Source organism: Pseudomonas sp. PDM09 (assembly GCF_014852305.1).
In the GTDB taxonomy this organism is placed as follows: domain Bacteria; phylum Pseudomonadota; class Gammaproteobacteria; order Pseudomonadales; family Pseudomonadaceae; genus Aquipseudomonas.
This window is the reverse complement of the sequence record NZ_JACVBI010000013.1, coordinates 164,863-182,180: the sequence shown is the minus strand read 5'-3', so window position 1 is coordinate 182,180 and position 17,318 is coordinate 164,863. Positions and strand designations below refer to the sequence as shown.

Annotated in this window: 15 protein-coding genes; 11 read left to right on the top strand and 4 right to left on the bottom strand. The window is 60.8% G+C overall.

Annotation, left to right across the window (positions count from 1 at the left end; all coding sequences use genetic code 11):
* Nucleotides 1-84: 84 nt before the first annotated feature.
* From IB250_RS26900 to IB250_RS26890, 3 genes are read left to right on the top strand one after another with little or no spacing between them, the layout of a single operon-like run.
* A complete protein-coding gene (locus IB250_RS26900) occupies nt 85-1,893 on the top strand; it encodes a sensor histidine kinase (protein WP_192346590.1) in 1,809 nt (602 codons plus the stop codon).
* Entirely contained in the window at nt 1,890-3,284 is a 1,395-nt protein-coding gene (locus tag IB250_RS26895) for a sigma-54-dependent transcriptional regulator (RefSeq protein WP_192346589.1), read from the top strand. Before IB250_RS26900 ends, IB250_RS26895 begins: the two co-directional genes overlap by 4 nt.
* A 40-nt stretch (nt 3,285-3,324) precedes the next feature.
* Complete coding sequence (locus IB250_RS26890; protein ID WP_192346587.1) at nt 3,325-3,783, top strand: thioesterase domain-containing protein; 459 nt, start codon at nt 3,325-3,327, stop codon at nt 3,781-3,783.
* A 104-nt stretch (nt 3,784-3,887) separates the two neighbouring features.
* On the opposite strand, the gene cysQ is transcribed toward IB250_RS26890, so the two are convergent.
* Nucleotides 3,888-4,721 carry a 3'(2'),5'-bisphosphate nucleotidase CysQ gene (gene cysQ, locus IB250_RS26885; protein WP_192346585.1) on the bottom strand — a complete coding sequence of 278 codons (834 nt, stop codon included), beginning with the start codon at nt 4,719-4,721 and terminating at the stop codon, nt 3,888-3,890.
* Nucleotides 4,718-5,284, bottom strand: a complete 567-nt coding sequence (gene nudE, locus IB250_RS26880) for an ADP compounds hydrolase NudE (RefSeq protein WP_123498360.1) — start codon at nt 5,282-5,284, stop codon at nt 4,718-4,720. Before nudE ends, cysQ begins: the two co-directional genes overlap by 4 nt.
* Before the next feature lie 88 nt (nt 5,285-5,372).
* Here nudE and yrfG point away from each other — a divergent pair, with 88 nt between their 5' ends.
* Nucleotides 5,373-6,035, top strand: coding sequence for a GMP/IMP nucleotidase (gene yrfG / locus IB250_RS26875; protein ID WP_192346583.1), 663 nt, complete (start codon nt 5,373-5,375; stop codon nt 6,033-6,035).
* 128 nt (nt 6,036-6,163) lie between these two features.
* Here yrfG and lysM read toward each other — a convergent pair whose 3' ends face one another.
* Nucleotides 6,164-6,604 (bottom strand): peptidoglycan-binding protein LysM, encoded by a 441-nt coding sequence (lysM, locus tag IB250_RS26870; RefSeq protein WP_192346581.1) that lies wholly within the window; start codon nt 6,602-6,604, stop codon nt 6,164-6,166.
* A 137-nt stretch (nt 6,605-6,741) separates the two neighbouring features.
* Here lysM and IB250_RS26865 point away from each other — a divergent pair, with 137 nt between their 5' ends.
* The 7 genes from IB250_RS26865 to IB250_RS26835 all read left to right on the top strand — a co-directional run bounded on the left by IB250_RS26865 (nt 6,742) and on the right by IB250_RS26835 (nt 16,282).
* Nucleotides 6,742-7,629, top strand: a complete 888-nt coding sequence (locus tag IB250_RS26865) for a LysR family transcriptional regulator (RefSeq protein ID WP_123498354.1) — start codon at nt 6,742-6,744, stop codon at nt 7,627-7,629.
* Between the two features lie 94 nt (nt 7,630-7,723).
* On the top strand, nt 7,724-8,563 hold the full coding sequence (gene fdhD / locus IB250_RS26860; RefSeq protein ID WP_192346579.1) for a formate dehydrogenase accessory sulfurtransferase FdhD: 840 nt from the start codon (nt 7,724-7,726) through the stop codon (nt 8,561-8,563).
* On the top strand, nt 8,560-10,908 hold the full coding sequence (locus IB250_RS26855; protein WP_192346577.1) for an FdhF/YdeP family oxidoreductase: 2,349 nt from the start codon (nt 8,560-8,562) through the stop codon (nt 10,906-10,908). Before fdhD ends, IB250_RS26855 begins: the two co-directional genes overlap by 4 nt.
* A gap of 124 nt (nt 10,909-11,032) precedes the next feature.
* Nucleotides 11,033-11,953 (top strand): LysR family transcriptional regulator, encoded by a 921-nt coding sequence (locus tag IB250_RS26850; protein WP_192346575.1) that lies wholly within the window; start codon nt 11,033-11,035, stop codon nt 11,951-11,953.
* A gap of 125 nt (nt 11,954-12,078) precedes the next feature.
* Nucleotides 12,079-13,617 carry an MFS transporter gene (locus IB250_RS26845; RefSeq protein WP_192346573.1) on the top strand — a complete coding sequence of 513 codons (1,539 nt, stop codon included), beginning with the start codon at nt 12,079-12,081 and terminating at the stop codon, nt 13,615-13,617.
* 26 nt (nt 13,618-13,643) lie between these two features.
* Complete coding sequence (locus IB250_RS26840; protein ID WP_192346571.1) at nt 13,644-14,708, top strand: HlyD family secretion protein; 1,065 nt, start codon at nt 13,644-13,646, stop codon at nt 14,706-14,708.
* Nucleotides 14,705-16,282 (top strand): efflux transporter outer membrane subunit, encoded by a 1,578-nt coding sequence (locus IB250_RS26835; RefSeq protein ID WP_192346569.1) that lies wholly within the window; start codon nt 14,705-14,707, stop codon nt 16,280-16,282. The genes IB250_RS26840 and IB250_RS26835 overlap by 4 nt, the downstream gene beginning before the upstream one ends.
* Here IB250_RS26835 and IB250_RS26830 read toward each other — a convergent pair.
* Nucleotides 16,263-16,952 (bottom strand): NYN domain-containing protein, encoded by a 690-nt coding sequence (locus IB250_RS26830; RefSeq protein WP_192346567.1) that lies wholly within the window; start codon nt 16,950-16,952, stop codon nt 16,263-16,265. The genes IB250_RS26835 and IB250_RS26830 overlap by 20 nt on opposite strands.
* Between the last annotated feature and the right edge of the window lie 366 nt (nt 16,953-17,318).

Below are 17,318 nucleotides of genomic sequence, written 5' to 3'. Positions count from 1 at the left end.
CCAGCGCGCACTTGATCCCAGGTGCGCAGACTGCGCCCGCAAGCCTAGGCATAATGCGTCTATACCCATAGGCGCTTGATGCTCATGACACCAACTCTCCCCCGCAGACCCCGCTGGCGCAGCCTGGCGCTACTCGCGTTGTGCCTGGCGCCCTTGCTGTGGCCTCTGGAGCATCTGGCCGAGCGTTATTACCGCAGCGAACTGGCCGGGCAGAACCGTCAAACCCTCGACCTCTACGTCGCCAACCTGCTGGGCACTCTGCATCGGTATGAAGTGTTACCGCAGATTCTCGGCGAGTTGCCCGCCCTGCGTGCGACATTGGCCGCACCCGACGAGGGCGTGATTCAGGGCAACGCCAATCGCCTGCTGAAAAACATCAGTGCCCAGACCGGCGCCGAAGTCATGTACCTGATGGACACCACCGGCAAGACGCTGGCGGCCTCCAATTGGGACAAACACGACAGCTTCGTTGGCCGCAATTTCGCTTTTCGTCCTTATTTCAGTGAAGCCATGGCCGGGCGTCTGGGGCGCTTTTTCGGCCTGGGCACCACCTCGGCCAAGCGCGGTTACTTCTTCGCGGCGGCGATACGTGATCGCGAAAAAATCATCGGCGTGCTGGTGGTCAAGGTCGACCTCGACCACACCGAAAGCCTCTGGGGCAAAACCCCGGAACAACTGTTGGTGACCGACCACAATGGCGTGGTCATCCTCACGTCACGGCCCGAGTGGCGTTTCCGCTCGACCCGTCCATTGAGCGACGCAGAACGCGAGGCCATTACCGCGATTCAACCCTACCCGACCCGCGATCCCAAGCCGTTGAATCTAGACGCCAACGCCTGGCTGCCCCAAACCCGGCAGATCGAAGAAACCGGTTGGAGCGTCAGTATCCTTGCGCCGCGCACCCTGATCGATCGTCCGGTACGCACCGTCGTGGCCATTGGCGGCGCAACGCTGCTGGTATTAATGCTGCTGCTCGGCCTGATGATGCAACGCCGACGCCATTATCTGGACCGGATCGCCTTCGAAGCCAAGGCCCGCCATGAACTGGAAGGCCGTGTCGCCGAACGGACCAGCGACCTCGAAGGCCTCAACCGTCGACTCAAGCAGGAAGTGCTGGAGCGCGAACATGCCCAGCAGGAACTGGTGCGCGCCCAGGATGACCTAGTGCAGGCCGGCAAGCTCTCGGCGCTGGGGACGATGTCGGCGAGCATCAGCCATGAGCTCAACCAACCGCTGGCGGCGATCCGCAGCTACGCGGAAAACGCCGAAGTGCTGCTCGATCATCAGCGCACCGAGGATGCTCGCGGCAACCTCAAGCTGATCAGCGAATTGACCGGGCGCATGGCCTCGATCATCGCTCACCTGCGCGCCTTCGCCCGGCGTGATCGTCACGCCCCGGAAAGCGTGGCCCTGCAACCGGCACTGGACGACGCGCTGGCGTTACTGGCCAAGCGTCGGCGCAGCATGGAAGTCGAGCTGATCCGTGACCTGCCGGCTGCCACCCTATGGGTCGAGGCCGGGGAAACCCGTCTGCGTCAGGTACTCGGCAATCTGCTGGCCAATGCCCTCGACGCCCTGACGGAAAAAGGCCCGCCGCGTAAACTCTGGTTGAGTGCCGAGTCCACCGCCGACGGTGTCAATCTGTACATTCGCGACAACGGCCCCGGGTTCTGCCTGGAAGCGCTGGGTCGTGCCGGCGAGCCCTTCTACACCACCAAGACCCGCACTCAGGGGCTTGGCTTGGGGCTGGCGATTTGCGACACCCTGATGCGCGCCTTCGGTGGTGAATTGTCGTTCTCCAACCACAAGGAAGGTGGCGCCCTGATTACCCTGAAGTTACGCGCAGGCGCACCGGGCGTGAGCCTGCAACCGTCCGAGGACCGAAGTGCATGACCATCGACAACCGCATCCAGGTCGTGTTGATCGACGACGATCCCCACCTGCGCCAGGCCCTGAGCCAGACCCTGGACCTGGCCGGCCTGAAAATCCTGCCGCTGGCTGAAGCCAAAGGCCTGGCCGGGCAACTGGAGCGTGACTGGCCGGGCGTGGTGGTCAGTGACATCCGCATGCCAGGCATGGACGGCCTCGAACTGCTGACCGAACTCCACGCCCAGGATCCGGAGCTTCCGGTGCTGCTGATCACCGGCCACGGCGATGTGCCGCTGGCCGTTCAAGCCATGCGCGCCGGGGCCTATGACTTTCTGGAAAAACCTTTCGCCAGCGACGCGCTGCTCGACAGCGTGCGTCGTGCCCTGGATCTGCGCCGGCTGGTGCTGGACAACCGCAGCCTGCGTCTGGCCCTGAGCGATCGCAACGAACTGAGCGCTCGGCTCGTCGGGCAATCAGCGCCGATGCTGCGCCTGCGTGAGCAGATCGGTGCACTGGCGGCGACCAAGGCCGACGTGCTGATCCTCGGCGAAACCGGTGCGGGCAAGGAAGTGGTGGCGCGTGCGCTGCACGATCTGTCGAGTCGGCGTAACGGCCCATTCGTGGCAATCAACGCCGGGGCCCTGGCCGAGTCGGTGGTGGAAAGCGAGCTGTTCGGTCACGAGCCCGGTGCGTTTACCGGCGCGCAGAAGCGTCGCATCGGCAAGTTCGAATTTGCCAATGGCGGCACGTTGTTCCTAGATGAAATCGAAAGCATGAGCCTGGATGTACAGGTGAAACTGCTGCGCTTGCTGCAAGAACGGGTCGTCGAGCGCTTGGGCGGCAACCAGCTGATCCCGCTGGACATCCGCATTATCGCTGCGACCAAGGAAGACCTGCGGCAATCCGCTGACCAGGGCCGCTTTCGTGCCGACTTGTATTACCGCCTGAACGTCGCGCCGCTGCGCATTCCGCCGCTGCGTGAGCGAGGCGAAGATGTGCTGATGCTGTTCCAGCATTTCGCCGATGAAGCCAGCGCCCGCCACGGTTTGCCACCCCACGAATTGCAGCCGGGACACCGGGCGCTGCTATTGCGCCACACCTGGCCAGGCAATGTACGTGAACTGCAGAACGCCGCCGAACGCTTTGCCCTGGGGCTGGAACTGGCGCTGGACAACAGTGCGCCGGATGGCGGTGTCGGCACCACGATTGAAGTGGTCAGCGGCGGCCTGAGCGAGCAAGTGGAGAACTTCGAGAAGAGCCTGATTGCCGCCGAACTGGCGCGCTCGCACAGCTCCGTGCGCAGTCTCGCCGAAGCGCTCGGCATTCCGCGCAAAACCTTGCATGACAAACTGCGCAAGCATGGTCTGAACTTCGCCGATGCCGGCGCAGGCAGCCACACTGACGACCTTGATTGAGCTACCGTAAAATCATCCCCTTCACACAAAAGGCCCGTGAATGAACCGCGACAGTCGTCACCTGGAATCGATCCTCCATTCTGACATCCCCCTCACGCGGGACATGGGCCTCAAAGTGCTCGACTGGCACGACCAACAACTGCGCCTGCACCTGCCGCTTGCGGCCAATGTCAATCACAAGAGCACCATGTTCGGTGGCAGTCTGTATTGCGGCGCAGTGCTGGCCGGCTGGGGCTGGCTGCATTTGCGTTTGCGTGAAGAAGGCATCATCGAAGACGGTCACATCGTGATTCAGGAAGGGCAGATCAGCTACCCGCTGCCGGTCACCATGGACGCGACGGCGATTTGCCAGGCACCGAGTGCGGCAGTCTGGAAGAAGTTTCTGGCGATGTATGAGCGGTATGGGCGGGCACGGTTGACGCTGCATTCGCGGATCGTCAATACCGGGAGTGAAGAGGATGCGGTGCGGTTTACCGGGCAGTATGTCCTTCACCGATGACTGATCGTTCCCACGCTCTGCGTGGGAATGCAGCCCGGGACGCTCCGCGTCACTGGACGCGGAGCGTCCCTGGAGGCATTCCCACGCGGAGCATGGGAACGATCTTAGTTGCGAGCCAAAGCCAGCAACTTCTCCCGCCACGCAGCCTTAGCCGGCAGCGCCAGGAAAAACTCATTCAGCAACGACTCCCGCGCCGGATAACAGAACGGCTTACCGCTCAAATCCAGCACCTCACCGCCCGCACCTTCCAGCACACCCTGAGCCGCGGCCGTGTCCCATTGCGAAGTCGGCGCCAACCGCGGATAACAATCCGCCGCGCCTTCCGCCAGCAGGCAAAATTTCAGCGAGCTGCCGATGTTCGCCAGTTGCAACTCACCCAGGCTATCGCTCAATCCCGCGAGTAACCGTTCCTGCTCAGGGCTCGAATGCCGACGACTGGCGACCACCGTGAAAAGCTCACCCGCAGCCGGGACCTCGCGAACCTGAATCGGCAACGGCTCGGCGCCTTTATCACCACGCCACGCACCCAACCCTGCACCGCCGACATAAAAGCGCCCATTGGTCGGCATCGACACCACACCAAACACCACACGCCCCTGCTCAATCAACGCAATGTTGACAGTGAACTCTTCGCTGCCGGAAATAAACTCCTTGGTCCCGTCCAACGGGTCGACCAGCCACCAGCGCTGCCAGCCGGCGCGCACGCTCTGGGGAATATTGGCGTCCTCTTCGGACAGCACCGGAATGCTCGGATCCAGCGCTGTCAGCCCGGCCAGTATCACGTGATGAGCGGCGATGTCGGCGGCGGTGACCGGGGAATCATCGGCCTTTGCAGTCACGGCAACGTTGACGCGCCAGAACGGCAGGATCGCCTCGCCAGCCTTCAAAGCCAGTTCAACGACTGGCGCCATCAACGGATGGGGAAAATTCAAGTTCACGGCAAAAACACCCCACGCTGAGTCAGCAGATCTCGGGCCAGATACAGCGCCGCCAAGGCACGGCCCTCGGTGAATCGTGGATTCTGCGCCAAAGACGACAATTCACGCAGGTTGATCTTTTCCACCCCCATCGGCTCCGGCTCGTCACCCTCCAGGCGTTCTTCGTACAGCTCAGTGGCCAGCACCACCTGGATCCTCTGGCTCATGTAGCCCGGTGACAATGACAACTCGGTCAAATGCTCAAGCTGTCGCGCGCCATACCCGGCCTCTTCCATGAGCTCCCGCTCAGCCGCCGCCAACACGTCTTCGCCCGGCTCGATCAAACCTTTGGGCAGGGACAATTCGTATGCATCGGTGCCGCCGCAGTATTCCTCCACCAACACCGCGTGCTCCGCGTCGAGCATCGCCACAATCATCACTGCGCCATGGCCGGTGCCTTTGCTGACCAGACGCTCGTAAGTACGCTCCACGCCATTGGAAAAGCGCAACTTCAGCTCTTCGACACAGAACAAACGGCTGGTGGCGACAATGTCGCGGGCGAGTACGGTGGGTTTCTGGCGCATGAGAGGCTCCTTGGCGTAAGCGGGTTACTATACCCGGCCTATCCTGATTGTTTATCTCGGATATCTTTTTTACCGCTGGAGAAGTTTTATGTCCCTGCTGCCCTGGCGCGACATCGATACCGTTCTACTGGATATGGACGGCACGCTGCTGGACCTTCACTACGACAACCATTTCTGGATGGAGCACCTGCCCCAGCGTTATGCCGAGTTGCACGGGGTGAGCCGGGCCATGGCGGAGCTGGAATTGCAGCCGCTGTTCGAACGCAATGCCGGACAATTGCAGTGGTACTGCCTGGATTTCTGGAGCGCCGAGCTGAAGCTGTCGGTGCGCGAACTGAAACTGGAAACCGCGCACTTGATCGCCCTGCGTGCGGATGCGGACACTTTTCTGGCGGCGATCAAACGGGCCGGCAAACGCGTGGTCCTGATCACCAACGCCCACCGCGACTCGCTGTCATTGAAGCTGGAACGAATTGAACTGGCGCCGTATTTCGAGCGCTTGATCAGCTCTCACGATTACGGTTTCCCCAAGGAAAACCCGCAGTTCTGGGATGCCTTGCAAGCCGACATCGGCTTCGATCCGGCGCGCAGTCTGTTTATCGACGATACGTTGCCGATTCTGCGCAGCGCGCGCAATTTTGGCGTGGCGCATCTGTTGGCCGTCAGCGAGCCAGACAGCCGCAAAGGGCCGAAGGACACGGCCGAGTTTGCGGCGGTGGGGGATTATCGGGAGCTCATTACAGGACTTTAGACCGAGTCGCCTGCATCGCGGGCAAGCCACGCTCCCACAGGTTTTGTGTCGTGTGCACTCTACGCGAACGACACAAAACCTGTTGGGAGCGTGGCTTGCCCGCGATGGCCATCACACGGTCTCAAGTCTTACTCAGGAATCCGCAACACCTGCCCCGGATAGATCTTGTCCGGGTGCGACAGCATAGGTTTGTTGGCCTCGAAGATTTTGTTGTACTTGTTCGCGTCGCCGTATTCGGCCTTGGAAATCGCGCTGAGGGTGTCGCCCTTTTTCACCGTAACGAAACGAGCGGCCTTAGCCACCGGTCCGGTCACAGTAATCTGGTCATCAACACTGCCGACACCGGCAATATTGCCCACGGCCAGCAGAATCTTTTCCTTCTCTTCCTGGCTCGCCACGTCACCGGTGATGATGACTTTGTCGCCCTCGATGGTCGCCTGAACATTCGGATTACCCAGGCCGACCTTGCTGATGTGTTCCTTCAACTGCTCGCTGGCATTCGCATTGCCAGGTGTCAGCAGATCAATAAGTTTTTCGCCTGCTTCTTTCACAAAGCTAAAAATACTCATGGTGCATTCTCCTTGGGGTTTAGGTTCCAGACGCCAAAGACTAGACCAGCCTTGCAAAGCCCGGTTCCCAGCCGACCAATGACCCAACCCCGCGCAGGCGGTAGAATCGCAAACCTTGCCCGCGCCCTGGAGCGAAGATGGACATCAAGCAGCTCAAATTCCTCATCGCCCTCGACGAAACCCGGCATTTTGGCCAGGCCGCCGCGCGTTGCCACATCACCCAACCGACCCTGTCCATGCGCCTGCGCAGCCTCGAAGAAGAACTCGAACTGCCACTGGTCAACCGCGGCCAGCGCTTCGAAGGTTTCACCGCGCCGGGCGAGCGCGTGCTGGCGTGGGCGCGTACGGTGCTGGCGGCCTACGACGGCTTACAGGCCGAAGCGGCAGCCTGTCGCGGCAACCTCGTGGGTACGTTGCGTCTGGGCGTGGTGCCGCTGTCGAGTTTCGACCCGGTACCGCTGATGCAGCGCCTGCACGCCGAGCACCCGAACCTGCGCTTCGAACTCTCAGCCCTGAGTTCCGAGCAGATCCTCGAGCAGCTGGCGAACAACCGTCTCGATCTCGGCGTGTCGTACCTGGAGCGTCTGGACGGTGAGCGTTTCGATTCCCTGGCCTTCAGCGAAACCCGCATGGGCTTGCTCTACGATCAGCGTTTCTTCAGTTTCGGCGACGCGCCCTTGAGTTGGAAATCGTTGATTGAACTGCCGTTGGGCATGCTCACCAGCGGCATGCATTTTCGCCAGTCCATCGACCATAACTTCCACAGCCGTGGCTTGGCCCCCCAACCGTTGCTGCAAACCGATGCGGTCCACCAGTTGTTACAAGCGGTACACGGCGGTCTGTGCTGCGCCGTGATGCCATTGGAAGGTGGACTGGAAAACCTCACCGATCACTTGCGCCTGCAGCCTATAGAAAGTGCCCAGACCCTCGCCCGGCTGGGGCTGATCATGCGTCGGAGCGCTCCGCGTTCGGCGCTTGCAGAAGCCTGTTTCGCGATCTATCAGCAATCAGTGGCCGGTTCTTGATCGACGTCATCTATCAGCAGATCAGTAATAGCAATTAGACACGACCCGCTGACCCGCCTAGGCTTAAAACTGACCAACCCATCGGTGATACCTGATGAACGCCAAGCGCCCTGCCCGCGCGGCGCCTGCTGTTGAAACGCCCGCGACCGTCGCCAGTCAGACATACAGTTACTGCAACCTTGAATACACCGAATCGGCCAGCACCGCGCTGGCCGAGGAAGTCGCGTTGGCGATTGCCTATAACGGCATCAGCCAGGCCGTCATGTTGGTCACACCAACGGATCTTGAAGACTTCATCGTCGGCTTCAGCCTCGGCAGCGGAATCATCGAAGACGCCTGCGATATCTACGACTTGCAACTCAGCGGCACGGGCTCGGCGCAATACGCGCAAGTGACCATCGCCAATCGCGCCTTCTGGAACCTCAAGCAGCAGCGTCGGCAACTGGCCGGCACCAGTGGTTGCGGGCTCTGTGGCGTGGAAGCGGTTGAGCAAGCACTGCCCGATCTCAAAGTCTTGCCCGGCGCCCCACTGCCCCCGACCGAATGGCTGGACGGCCTGCGCCAGCGCATCGGCGAATTCCAGCCGCTGGGCCAACATTGCGGCGCGGTACATGCGGCGGTGTTCATGAACGGCAACGGCGAATTGTTGCTGGGCCGTGAAGACATCGGTCGACACAACGCCCTCGACAAGCTGATCGGTGGGTTGATCCGCCAGAAGATCCCGATCACTGGCGGCCTGGCGATTGTCACCAGCCGTTGCAGCCTCGAATTGATCCAGAAAGTTTTACGCGCCGGCATTCAGACCCTGGTCAGTTTATCGTCGCCCACGGGCCTTGCCGTGCAATGGGCCCGTCGACACAACCTCAACCTTATCCACCTGCCGCAGAAAAGTGCGCCGCGGGTCTACAGCCCCGCGACGGAGAATCAAGCGTGAGTCAACATCGTCAAGCCGACCAGAAACCCGTCCCCCGCTACAAGCCCTACAAAGGCCCAGCCGGTGGCTGGGGTGCGCTGATCAGCGTCGCCCAGGCCTGGTTGACCAGCGATAACGCGCTGAAAAACCTGCGCATAATGCTCAAGACCAACCAGAACGGCGGCTTCGACTGCCCCGGTTGCGCGTGGGGCGATTCTCCGGAAAAGGGCATGGTGATGTTCTGCGAGAACGGCGCTAAAGCGGTGAACTGGGAAGCGACCAAACGCCGTGTCGACGCTGCATTCTTTGCCAAACATAGCGTCACCTCGCTGCTGGAACAGAGCGACTACTGGCTTGAATATCAGGGCCGCCTGACCGAGCCGATGAGCTACAACACCGAAACCGATCGCTACCAACCCATCAGCTGGGATGATGCCTTCACCCTGATCGCCAAACATCTGCGCGGCCTGTCGAGCCCGAATCAGGCCGAGTTCTACACCTCGGGCCGCGCCAGCAACGAAGCGGCGTTCCTCTATCAATTGTTCGTGCGCGCCTATGGCACCAACAATTTCCCCGATTGCTCAAACATGTGTCACGAAGCCAGTGGTGTTGCGTTGGCGCAGAGCGTTGGCGTCGGCAAAGGCACCGTGACCTTCGATGATTTCGAACACGCCGATGCGATTTTCGTCTGGGGCCAGAACCCCGGCACCAACCACCCGCGGATGCTCGAACCCCTACGCGAAGCGGTGAAACGCGGCGCTCAGGTGGTGTGCATCAACCCGCTGAAAGAACGCGGTCTGGAACGTTTTCAGCATCCACAGCACCCACTGGAAATGCTCACCAACGGCGACAAGCCGACCAACACCGCGTACTTCCGCCCGGCACTGGGCGGCGACATGGCGATCATGCGCGGCATGGCCAAGTTCCTGCTGCAATGGGAGCGCGATGCGCAGAAGGCTGGTGAGCCTGCGGTGTTCGACCACGACTTCCTCAATGAACACAGCGTCAACGTTCTGGAATACCTCGGCATCGTCGACGACACCCCGTGGGAGCAGATCGTCGAGCAGTCCGGCCTGCCCCTGGTGGAAATCGAGCAAGCGGCGCGCATGTACGCCAAGGGCAAGAACGTGATCATGTGCTGGGCGATGGGCATCACCCAGCATCGTCATTCGGTGGCGACCATCCAGGAAATCGCCAACCTGATGCTGTTGCGCGGCAACATCGGCCGGCCGGGTGCCGGTCTGTGCCCGGTGCGCGGCCACAGCAATGTGCAGGGCGACCGGACAATGGGCATCAACGAACGTCCGCCGGTGGCGTTCCTCGACGCTCTGGAGCGGCGCTTCCAGTTCAAGGTTCCCCGTGAAAACGGCCACAACGTGGTCGAGGCGATTCACGCCATGGCCGACGGTCGCTCGAAAGTCTTCATCGGCCTGGGCGGCAATTTCGCCCAAGCCACCCCGGACAGCACGCGTACCTTCCAGGCTCTGGCCAACTGCGACCTGACCGTGCAGATCAGCACCAAGCTCAACCGCAGCCATTTGGCCCACGGCAAAGACGCGCTGATCCTGCCGTGCATGGGCCGTACCGACATCGATATCCAGGCCGAAGGCGCCCAAGCGGTGACCGTGGAAGACTCGTTCAGCATGGTCCACGCCTCCAACGGTCAGCTGCAGCCACTGTCGAGCCAGATGCGCTCGGAGCCTGCAATCATCGCCGGCATCGCCGCCGCAACCCTGGGCAGCAAACCGGTGGACTGGAACTGGCTGGTGGCCGATTACAGCCGCATCCGCGACCTGATCGCCGACACCATCCCGGGCTTCCGGGACTTCAACGAGAAGATCCAGAACCCGGGAGGCTTCTACCTGGGTAACAGCGCCGGCGCACGTCGCTGGAATACCCCATCGGGCCGGGCCAACTTCCGTGCGAACAGTCTGCCCAAACATCTGGTGCACGAGCGCACCCGCGCCACCGGTGTGCTGCCGGACCTGATCATGCAGTCGATGCGCTCCCACGATCAGTACAACACCACGATTTATGGTCTTGATGACCGTTATCGCGGGGTGAAAGGTCAGCGCGATGTGCTGTTCGTCAATGAAGCCGACATCATTCGCCTCGGGTTCAAACCCGGGCAGAAGGCTGACATTGTTTCGATTTGGGATGATGGCCGTGAGCGTCGGGTGAAGGGTTTCACGCTGCTGGCGTTTGACATTCCTGCCGGGCAAGCGGCCGCTTACTATCCGGAAGTGAACCCGCTGGTGCCGCTGGAAAGCACTGGAGATGGCAGCCATACGCCGACATCGAAGTTTGTGGCGATTCGCTTGGAAACGGCGAGTGAGACTGGGTTGATTTTGGCCAAGTCGGCTTAACGCGGCGTCTGAGCTGACGCCATCGCGAGCAGGCTCGCTCCCACAGACCTGCCAATACATCCGTCAGGAAGATGTTTGCTAGCATTGCGTCTGAATCAATCCAGATCAGACACGAGTGCTCAGCATGCAACTCCCGGACATGAACCTGTTGGTCGCCCTCGACGCCTTGCTCGATGAAGGCAGTGTGGTAGGCGCTGCACGGCGGATGAACCTCAGCCCGGCGGCGATGAGCCGGACGCTGACGCGGATTCGCGAGGCCATTGGCGATCCGATTCTGGTGCGCGCCGGTCGAGGCTTGGTGCCGACGCCCAAGGCACTGGCGTTGCGTGAGCAAGTGCGGGATCTGGTGGAGCAGGCCGCTTTGCTGTTCCGCTCCGCCGATGAGGTGGATCTGGGCAGTTTGCGCCGGCGGTTCAGCATTCGCGCCAATGATTTCTTTGTTGGCGTTTACGGCGGCAAGCTATTTGACACGATGGAACGCCAGGCCCCGCATTGCGAATTGCGCTTCGTTCCTGAGGGCGATGGCGACGACGAAGCCTTGCGTGAAGGTCGTATCGATTTAAGCGTCAGCAACAACCGGCCGCTAATGCCGGAAGTGAAGGTGCAGAACCTGTTTTCCACGCACTTTGTCGGGCTGGTGCGTGAAGATCACCCGTTGTTCGACGAAGAAATCACCGCCGAACGTTACGCCGGATTTTCTCATATCAGCATGTCCCGTCGCGGGATCGCCCGCGGGCCGATCGACACGGCGCTTAACGCCTTGGGGCTGGAGCGGCGGGTGGCGGTGATTGCGCCGAGTTTCCATGCGGCGATGTTCGCCTTGCCGGATTCCGATCTGATTCTGCCGGTGCCCAAGGAGGCGCTGCTGAGCGTGCGACGCCTGGGCTTGAAACTGCGCTCGTTCACCCTGCCAATTCCGTTACCGACCCTGATGCTGACCCAGGCCTGGCATCCGCGTTTCGACAAGGACCCGGCCCACCGCTGGATGCGTGAAACCCTCAAGACCTGTTGCGATGAGACGTGGCTGGCGGCACAACCAACCTAAAGTTGATCCCACAGGGTTTTGTATTGCTGCATGAAACACACTTACAAGCTGCCAATAAGTCAATTTTCGTAACCTTCCACGCTCCCTAAAATGCTTCGGTATTCCCCTTCCGGAGCTTGCAGTACATGACTTCCCTCACGGTCACGGCGCCTCTCGCTGCGGCCAAACCAACGGCCGCCGTCGCGCCACCGGTCTTCGGCCCGCGAATCATCATCGGCCTGGTGGGCGTGTTACTGGCGGTGCTGGTGTCGGGCCTGAACGAGATGGTGACCAAAGTCGCGCTGGCCGATATCCGCGGCGCGTTGGCCATCGGTTACGACGAAGGCACCTGGCTGGTCGCCAGTTACACCGCGACCTCGGTGGCCGCCATGGCGTTTGCCCCTTGGTGTTCGGTGACGTTCTCGTTGCGGCGCTTCACTCTGTGCGCGATCAGTGCGTTCACCCTGCTGGGTGTGTTGTGCCCGTTCGCCCCGAATTACGAAAGCCTGCTGGTCATGCGCACCTTGCAAGGTCTTGCCGGCGGCGCGCTGCCGCCGATGCTGATGACCGTTGCACTGCGATTCCTGCCGGCCAACGTGAAACTCTATGGCCTGGCCGGTTATGCCCTGACGGCAACCTTCGGTCCCGGTCTCGGTACACCGCTGGCCGGGTTGTGGACCGAGTACGTCGGCTGGCAATGGACCTTCTGGCAAATCGTCGTGCCGTGCCTGTTTGCCATGGCGGCGGTGGCCTACGGTTTGCCCCAGGATCCGCTGCGGCTGGAACGCTTCAAGTCATTCAACTGGCGTGGCTTGCTGCTGGGGTTCCCGGCGATCTGCATGCTGGTGATCGGAATTCTGCAAGGCAATCGGCTGGACTGGTTCGAGTCGAGCCTGATCTGCGGGCTGCTCGGCGGCGGGTTGCTGTTGCTGATGTTGTTCCTGATCAATGAGTGGTCGCAACCGATTCCGTTCTTCAAGTTGCAGATGTTGGGTATCCGCAACCTGTCGTTCGCGCTGTTGACGCTGGCCGGCGTGCTTGTGGTGTTGCTCGCGGTGGTCATCATTCCCTCCAGTTACCTGGCTCAGGTCCAGGGTTATCGGCCGGTGCAGACCGCGCCGATCATGCTGCTGGCGGCGCTGCCCCAGTTGATCGCGCTGCCGTTGGTGGCGGCGCTGTGCAACCTGCGTTGGGTCGATTGCCGCTGGGTGCTGGGGATCGGCCTGAGCATGCTGACGCTGTCTTGCCTCGGTGGTTCGCAGCTGACGTCGGCGTGGATTCGCGACGATTTCTATGCCCTGCAATGGCTGCAGATTTTCGGTCAGCCCATGGCCGTGCTGCCGCTGTTGATGCTCTCCACCGGCAGCATCACTCCGATGGAAGGGCCGTTCGCCTCGGCCTGGTTCAATACCGTGAAAGGCCTGGCGGCGGTGATTGCTACGGGTGTGATCGAGGCACTGACCACCGCAAGGCTGCATTTCCACTCGACCATGCTGGTGGACAACCTTGGTAACTCGCCCCTGATCCAAAGCGACAACGCAAGCCTGGCTCACCGACTGCATCAACAAGCCCAGGTGCTGACTTCCTCCGATCTTTATCTGTGCATGGCCAGTGTCGCCGTGGCGCTGATCCTGCTGATTTTCTGGCTGCCGACGCGGATCTATCCACCGCGCGCGCCGACTTGAATGCTTCACTGAAACAGAAGGTTTTTATGACGACTCAATCAAAGCAAAAAGTCGCTGTCGGCATTGCCGCAGCGATGGCGCTCGGCGTGTTGATTTACCTGCTGGCGCCAGGCTTGTTCGGCAAGCGTACGCAGCAGAGCACCAACGATGCTTTCATCTCGGCGGACTTCACCCGGGTGGCGCCGCGCGTGGCGGGGTTCATCAAGGACGTGCTCGTGGAAGACAACCAGTTGGTCAAGGCCGGGCAGTTGCTGGCGTTGATCGACGACCGCGATCTACGCGCTGCCGCTGAGGCCGCCGACGCTGAAACCCTGGTGGCCAGGGCGCAGTTGCAGAACGCTCGGGCCACCCTGGAGCGCCAGACATCGGTGATCGCTCAGGCCCAGGCCACGGTGGTTTCGGCGAAGGCTGAAATGGCCTTCGCCGAGCATGAACTGAATCGCTACAACCATCTGGCCGGGGTAGGCGCCGGCACGGTGCAAAATGCTCAGCAAGCACGTACACGCATCGATCAGGCCTCCGCTCGCTTGGCCAATGCCACAGCGGTGCTGGCGGCGGAACGCAAGCAGGTGGAGATCCTGACCGCCCAGCGTGATGCGGCCGAAGGTGGGCTGAAGCGAGCGCAAGCGGCGCTGGAAATGGCCAGCTATGAGCTGTCCTATACGCGCATCGTTGCGCCTCAGGACGGCATGGTCGGCGAGCGCGCGGTGCGGGTCGGCGCCTATGTCACACCGGGCAGCAAGATTCTGGCCGTGGTGCCGTTGGAGCGGGCCTATGTAGTCGCCAATTTTCAGGAAACCCAACTGACTGACGTACAGCCGGGGCAGAGCGTGCAAGTGCAGGTCGACAGCCTCGGCGGCGAAGCCCTGCGCGGCCGCGTGGAGAGCATCGCACCGGCCACCGGCGTGACCTTTGCCTCGGTCAAACCGGACAACGCCACCGGCAACTTCACCAAGGTTGTGCAACGGATTGCGGTGAAAATCCTCCTCGATCCGGGCCAGCCATTGGCCGAGCGGTTGCGGGTGGGGATGTCGGTGGAGGCGAGTATTGATACTGCAAGCGCCAGCGAGCATGAGGTTGCGCAACGATGAACTTTGTTAATCGCACATCCCTGTGGCGAGGGAGCTTGCTCCCGTTCGAATGCGCAGCGCTCGCAAATTTTGGGTCCGCTGCGCGGCCCAACGGGAGCAAGCTCCCTCGCCACAGGGTCAGCATTCATTCAGTGGTTTTTGTGTTGAGTCTGCTTTCATTGAGTGCCTGCACCGTCGGCCCGGACTTCCAAAAGCCTCAGCCGCAACAAGTGGCCGAATGGTCCAAATCAACTAAAGCCGCCGCCAGTCAGATCATTCCCAGCGAAATGGACGAACGCTGGTGGGAAGTATTCCACGACCCGAAACTCTCGGCCCTGACCCAACGCGCCCTGACCGACAACCTCGACCTGAAACTCGCCAGCAGCCGCTTGCAGCAAAGCAGAGCCGCGCGTCAGGTGATCACCGCCGACCGCTATCCCACTACCGCCGCCAACGGCAGCTACGGGCGTAAACGCAACAGCAGTGAAGGCCTGAACGATCCGTCGGGCAACGACGGCGACTCGGCGTTCAACCTGTGGGACGCCGGCTTTTCCGCCTCCTGGGAGCTGGATTTCTGGGGCCGTGTGCGCCGCGAAACCGAAGCCGCCGATGCCACTCTGGAAGTGGCGGAAAACGATCTCCGTGGTGTGCTGCTGTCAGTGCTCGCCGAAACCGCTCAGGGCTACATTCAGCTGCGCGGTGTGCAAAGCACGCGGGCCGTCACCGAGCAAAACCTCGACGTCGCCCGGCACAGTTTGAAACTCTCGCAACTGCGCCTGGCCGACGGTGTTGCCACAGATCTGGACGTCGCCGAAGCCGCTGCGCAAGTCGCGGCCATCGAATCACGTTTGCCGGCGCTGGAGCAGCGTCAGTCGCAACTGATCAACGCCTTGAGCCTGTTGATGGGCGAACCGCCGCAAGCGCTGTCCGCCGAGTTATCCACAGACGCCCCGGTGCCGCAAACCCCGCGTCAGGTCGCCATCGGCTTACCGTCGCAATTGGCCGAGCGCCGCCCGGACATACGTCAGGCCGAAGCCCGCCTGCATGCCGCGACCGCCAGCATCGGCGTGGCCAAGGGCGACTTTTATCCGCGGATCACCCTGTCGGGCAACATCGGCTCGCAAGCCATGCAATTGAGCGATTTCGGCTCCTGGGGCTCGCGCTCGTTCGGCATCGGCCCGCAGTTCAGCCTGCCGCTGTTCGACGGCGGTCGCCTGCGCGGCGTGTTGCACCTGCGCGAAGCCCAGCAACAGGAAGCGGCGCTGGCCTACCAGCAAACCGTGCTGCGGGCCTGGCATGAAATCGACGATCAACTCACCGCCTACAACGCCAGCCAACTGCGCCGCGACAGCCTCGCCGAAGCCGTGCGACAGAACCAGATCGCCCTGCGCACCGCGCAACAGCAATACGTCGAAGGGGTGGTGGATTTCGTCAACGTCCTCACCGTGCAAGGCGAATTGCTGGCGACCCAACAGCAGTGGGTCGAGAGCTCGACTGGGGTGTCGTTGGCGATGGTTAGTTTGTACAAAGCGTTGGGTGGGGGATGGGAGTCGGTGTATCCGGTGGGAGGCGCCGTTACCAATAATCCGGTTTGATCGCGGGCGCCTTATGAGTCGCCACGCGAACTGGAAACTGGTGCAATTGCAGCTCTTCTGAGGTTACGACACGTCGCATCCAATGTGAGTGCTCCTTTAAGGAGCCAGGCGATGGACGGTTTAACTCTGCTCGATGAGGAAGAATGACTCCAACTCTCATGCCAGGGAAATCTTCTTGAATGGCTCTCAGGGCTGGAGTCATGTCTGTGTCACTGGATACCAGGACTAGCTGTTCGATTTGCTCATCGGAATGGAGCTGGGCCTGTCTTGCTGCGGTGCGATACATGCTGATTGCGATGTGGACATCCGTTTCTTTTTCTTCAAGCTTCCAGATGTCGATTTTGTCTTGGCGAGAGGCAACCGTTTTTCTGTCAATGAAGCGAGGTGCTTTAGCGGGCTCAAGTTTATGACGACCATAGTGAACGGCAACATTGGTCGTTTTTAAAGCACGTACATAAGTGTCTTGGGCTTCTTTGGAGACTCTGCCGCGAGTGGCAAGTTCTGGTTTGACGGATGAGGTGAAGTAATCAACCGAGATGAGTGAGCTTTGTGGGTTCTCGATGTGGGCGACATGACCCAGCAAGCCTTTGAGATTGAGCCATTTGTATGGAGTACCCGCAAGCAATCCATAGAACACGTTGTAGCCATCAACAAAGAAAGCGGTACGCACAAACTCAATCCTCAGAAACGAAAAAACCGGCCTAGGCCGGTTTCTTCACCCCAACTGCCAGTGAATTTAATCTCTGCGTACGGGGTTCAGTGGGGCGATCCTAAATCGAGTTAGCGATGACGTCAACCGTTGGCTGAACCAAGGCGTCATTCGGATGGACATCTCCAGCGCCGGCAAGCCAGTTTTGTAGATTTGCCTGGTTGATCGTCAAGCCATTCCTGGACTCATCTATTAATGATTGTTACGGCGAAAGGGCAGAGGTGCCGTTGAGTTTGTACGCGCCGAAGTGTCTATTGCCAATTTCGTTTTTGATCGAATGGTTGTTCCTGATTTCGTGTGGGATTTAATACCGATGCTCATTGACCC

Excerpts from the sequence above, each read along its gene's own strand:
- IB250_RS26900 (WP_192346590.1), top strand. The coding sequence starts at position 85 with ATGACACCAACTCTCCCCCGCAGACCCCGCTGGCGCAGCCTGGCGCTA.
- IB250_RS26895 (WP_192346589.1), top strand. The coding sequence starts at position 1,890 with ATGACCATCGACAACCGCATCCAGGTCGTGTTGATCGACGACGATCCC.
- IB250_RS26890 (WP_192346587.1), top strand. The coding sequence starts at position 3,325 with ATGAACCGCGACAGTCGTCACCTGGAATCGATCCTCCATTCTGACATC.
- nudE (WP_123498360.1), bottom strand. The coding sequence starts at position 5,284 with ATGCGCCAGAAACCCACCGTACTCGCCCGCGACATTGTCGCCACCAGC.
- yrfG (WP_192346583.1), top strand. The coding sequence starts at position 5,373 with ATGTCCCTGCTGCCCTGGCGCGACATCGATACCGTTCTACTGGATATG.
- lysM (WP_192346581.1), bottom strand. The coding sequence starts at position 6,604 with ATGAGTATTTTTAGCTTTGTGAAAGAAGCAGGCGAAAAACTTATTGAT.
- IB250_RS26865 (WP_123498354.1), top strand. The coding sequence starts at position 6,742 with ATGGACATCAAGCAGCTCAAATTCCTCATCGCCCTCGACGAAACCCGG.
- fdhD (WP_192346579.1), top strand. The coding sequence starts at position 7,724 with ATGAACGCCAAGCGCCCTGCCCGCGCGGCGCCTGCTGTTGAAACGCCC.
- IB250_RS26850 (WP_192346575.1), top strand. The coding sequence starts at position 11,033 with ATGCAACTCCCGGACATGAACCTGTTGGTCGCCCTCGACGCCTTGCTC.
- IB250_RS26845 (WP_192346573.1), top strand. The coding sequence starts at position 12,079 with ATGACTTCCCTCACGGTCACGGCGCCTCTCGCTGCGGCCAAACCAACG.
- IB250_RS26840 (WP_192346571.1), top strand. The coding sequence starts at position 13,644 with ATGACGACTCAATCAAAGCAAAAAGTCGCTGTCGGCATTGCCGCAGCG.
- IB250_RS26835 (WP_192346569.1), top strand. The coding sequence starts at position 14,705 with ATGAACTTTGTTAATCGCACATCCCTGTGGCGAGGGAGCTTGCTCCCG.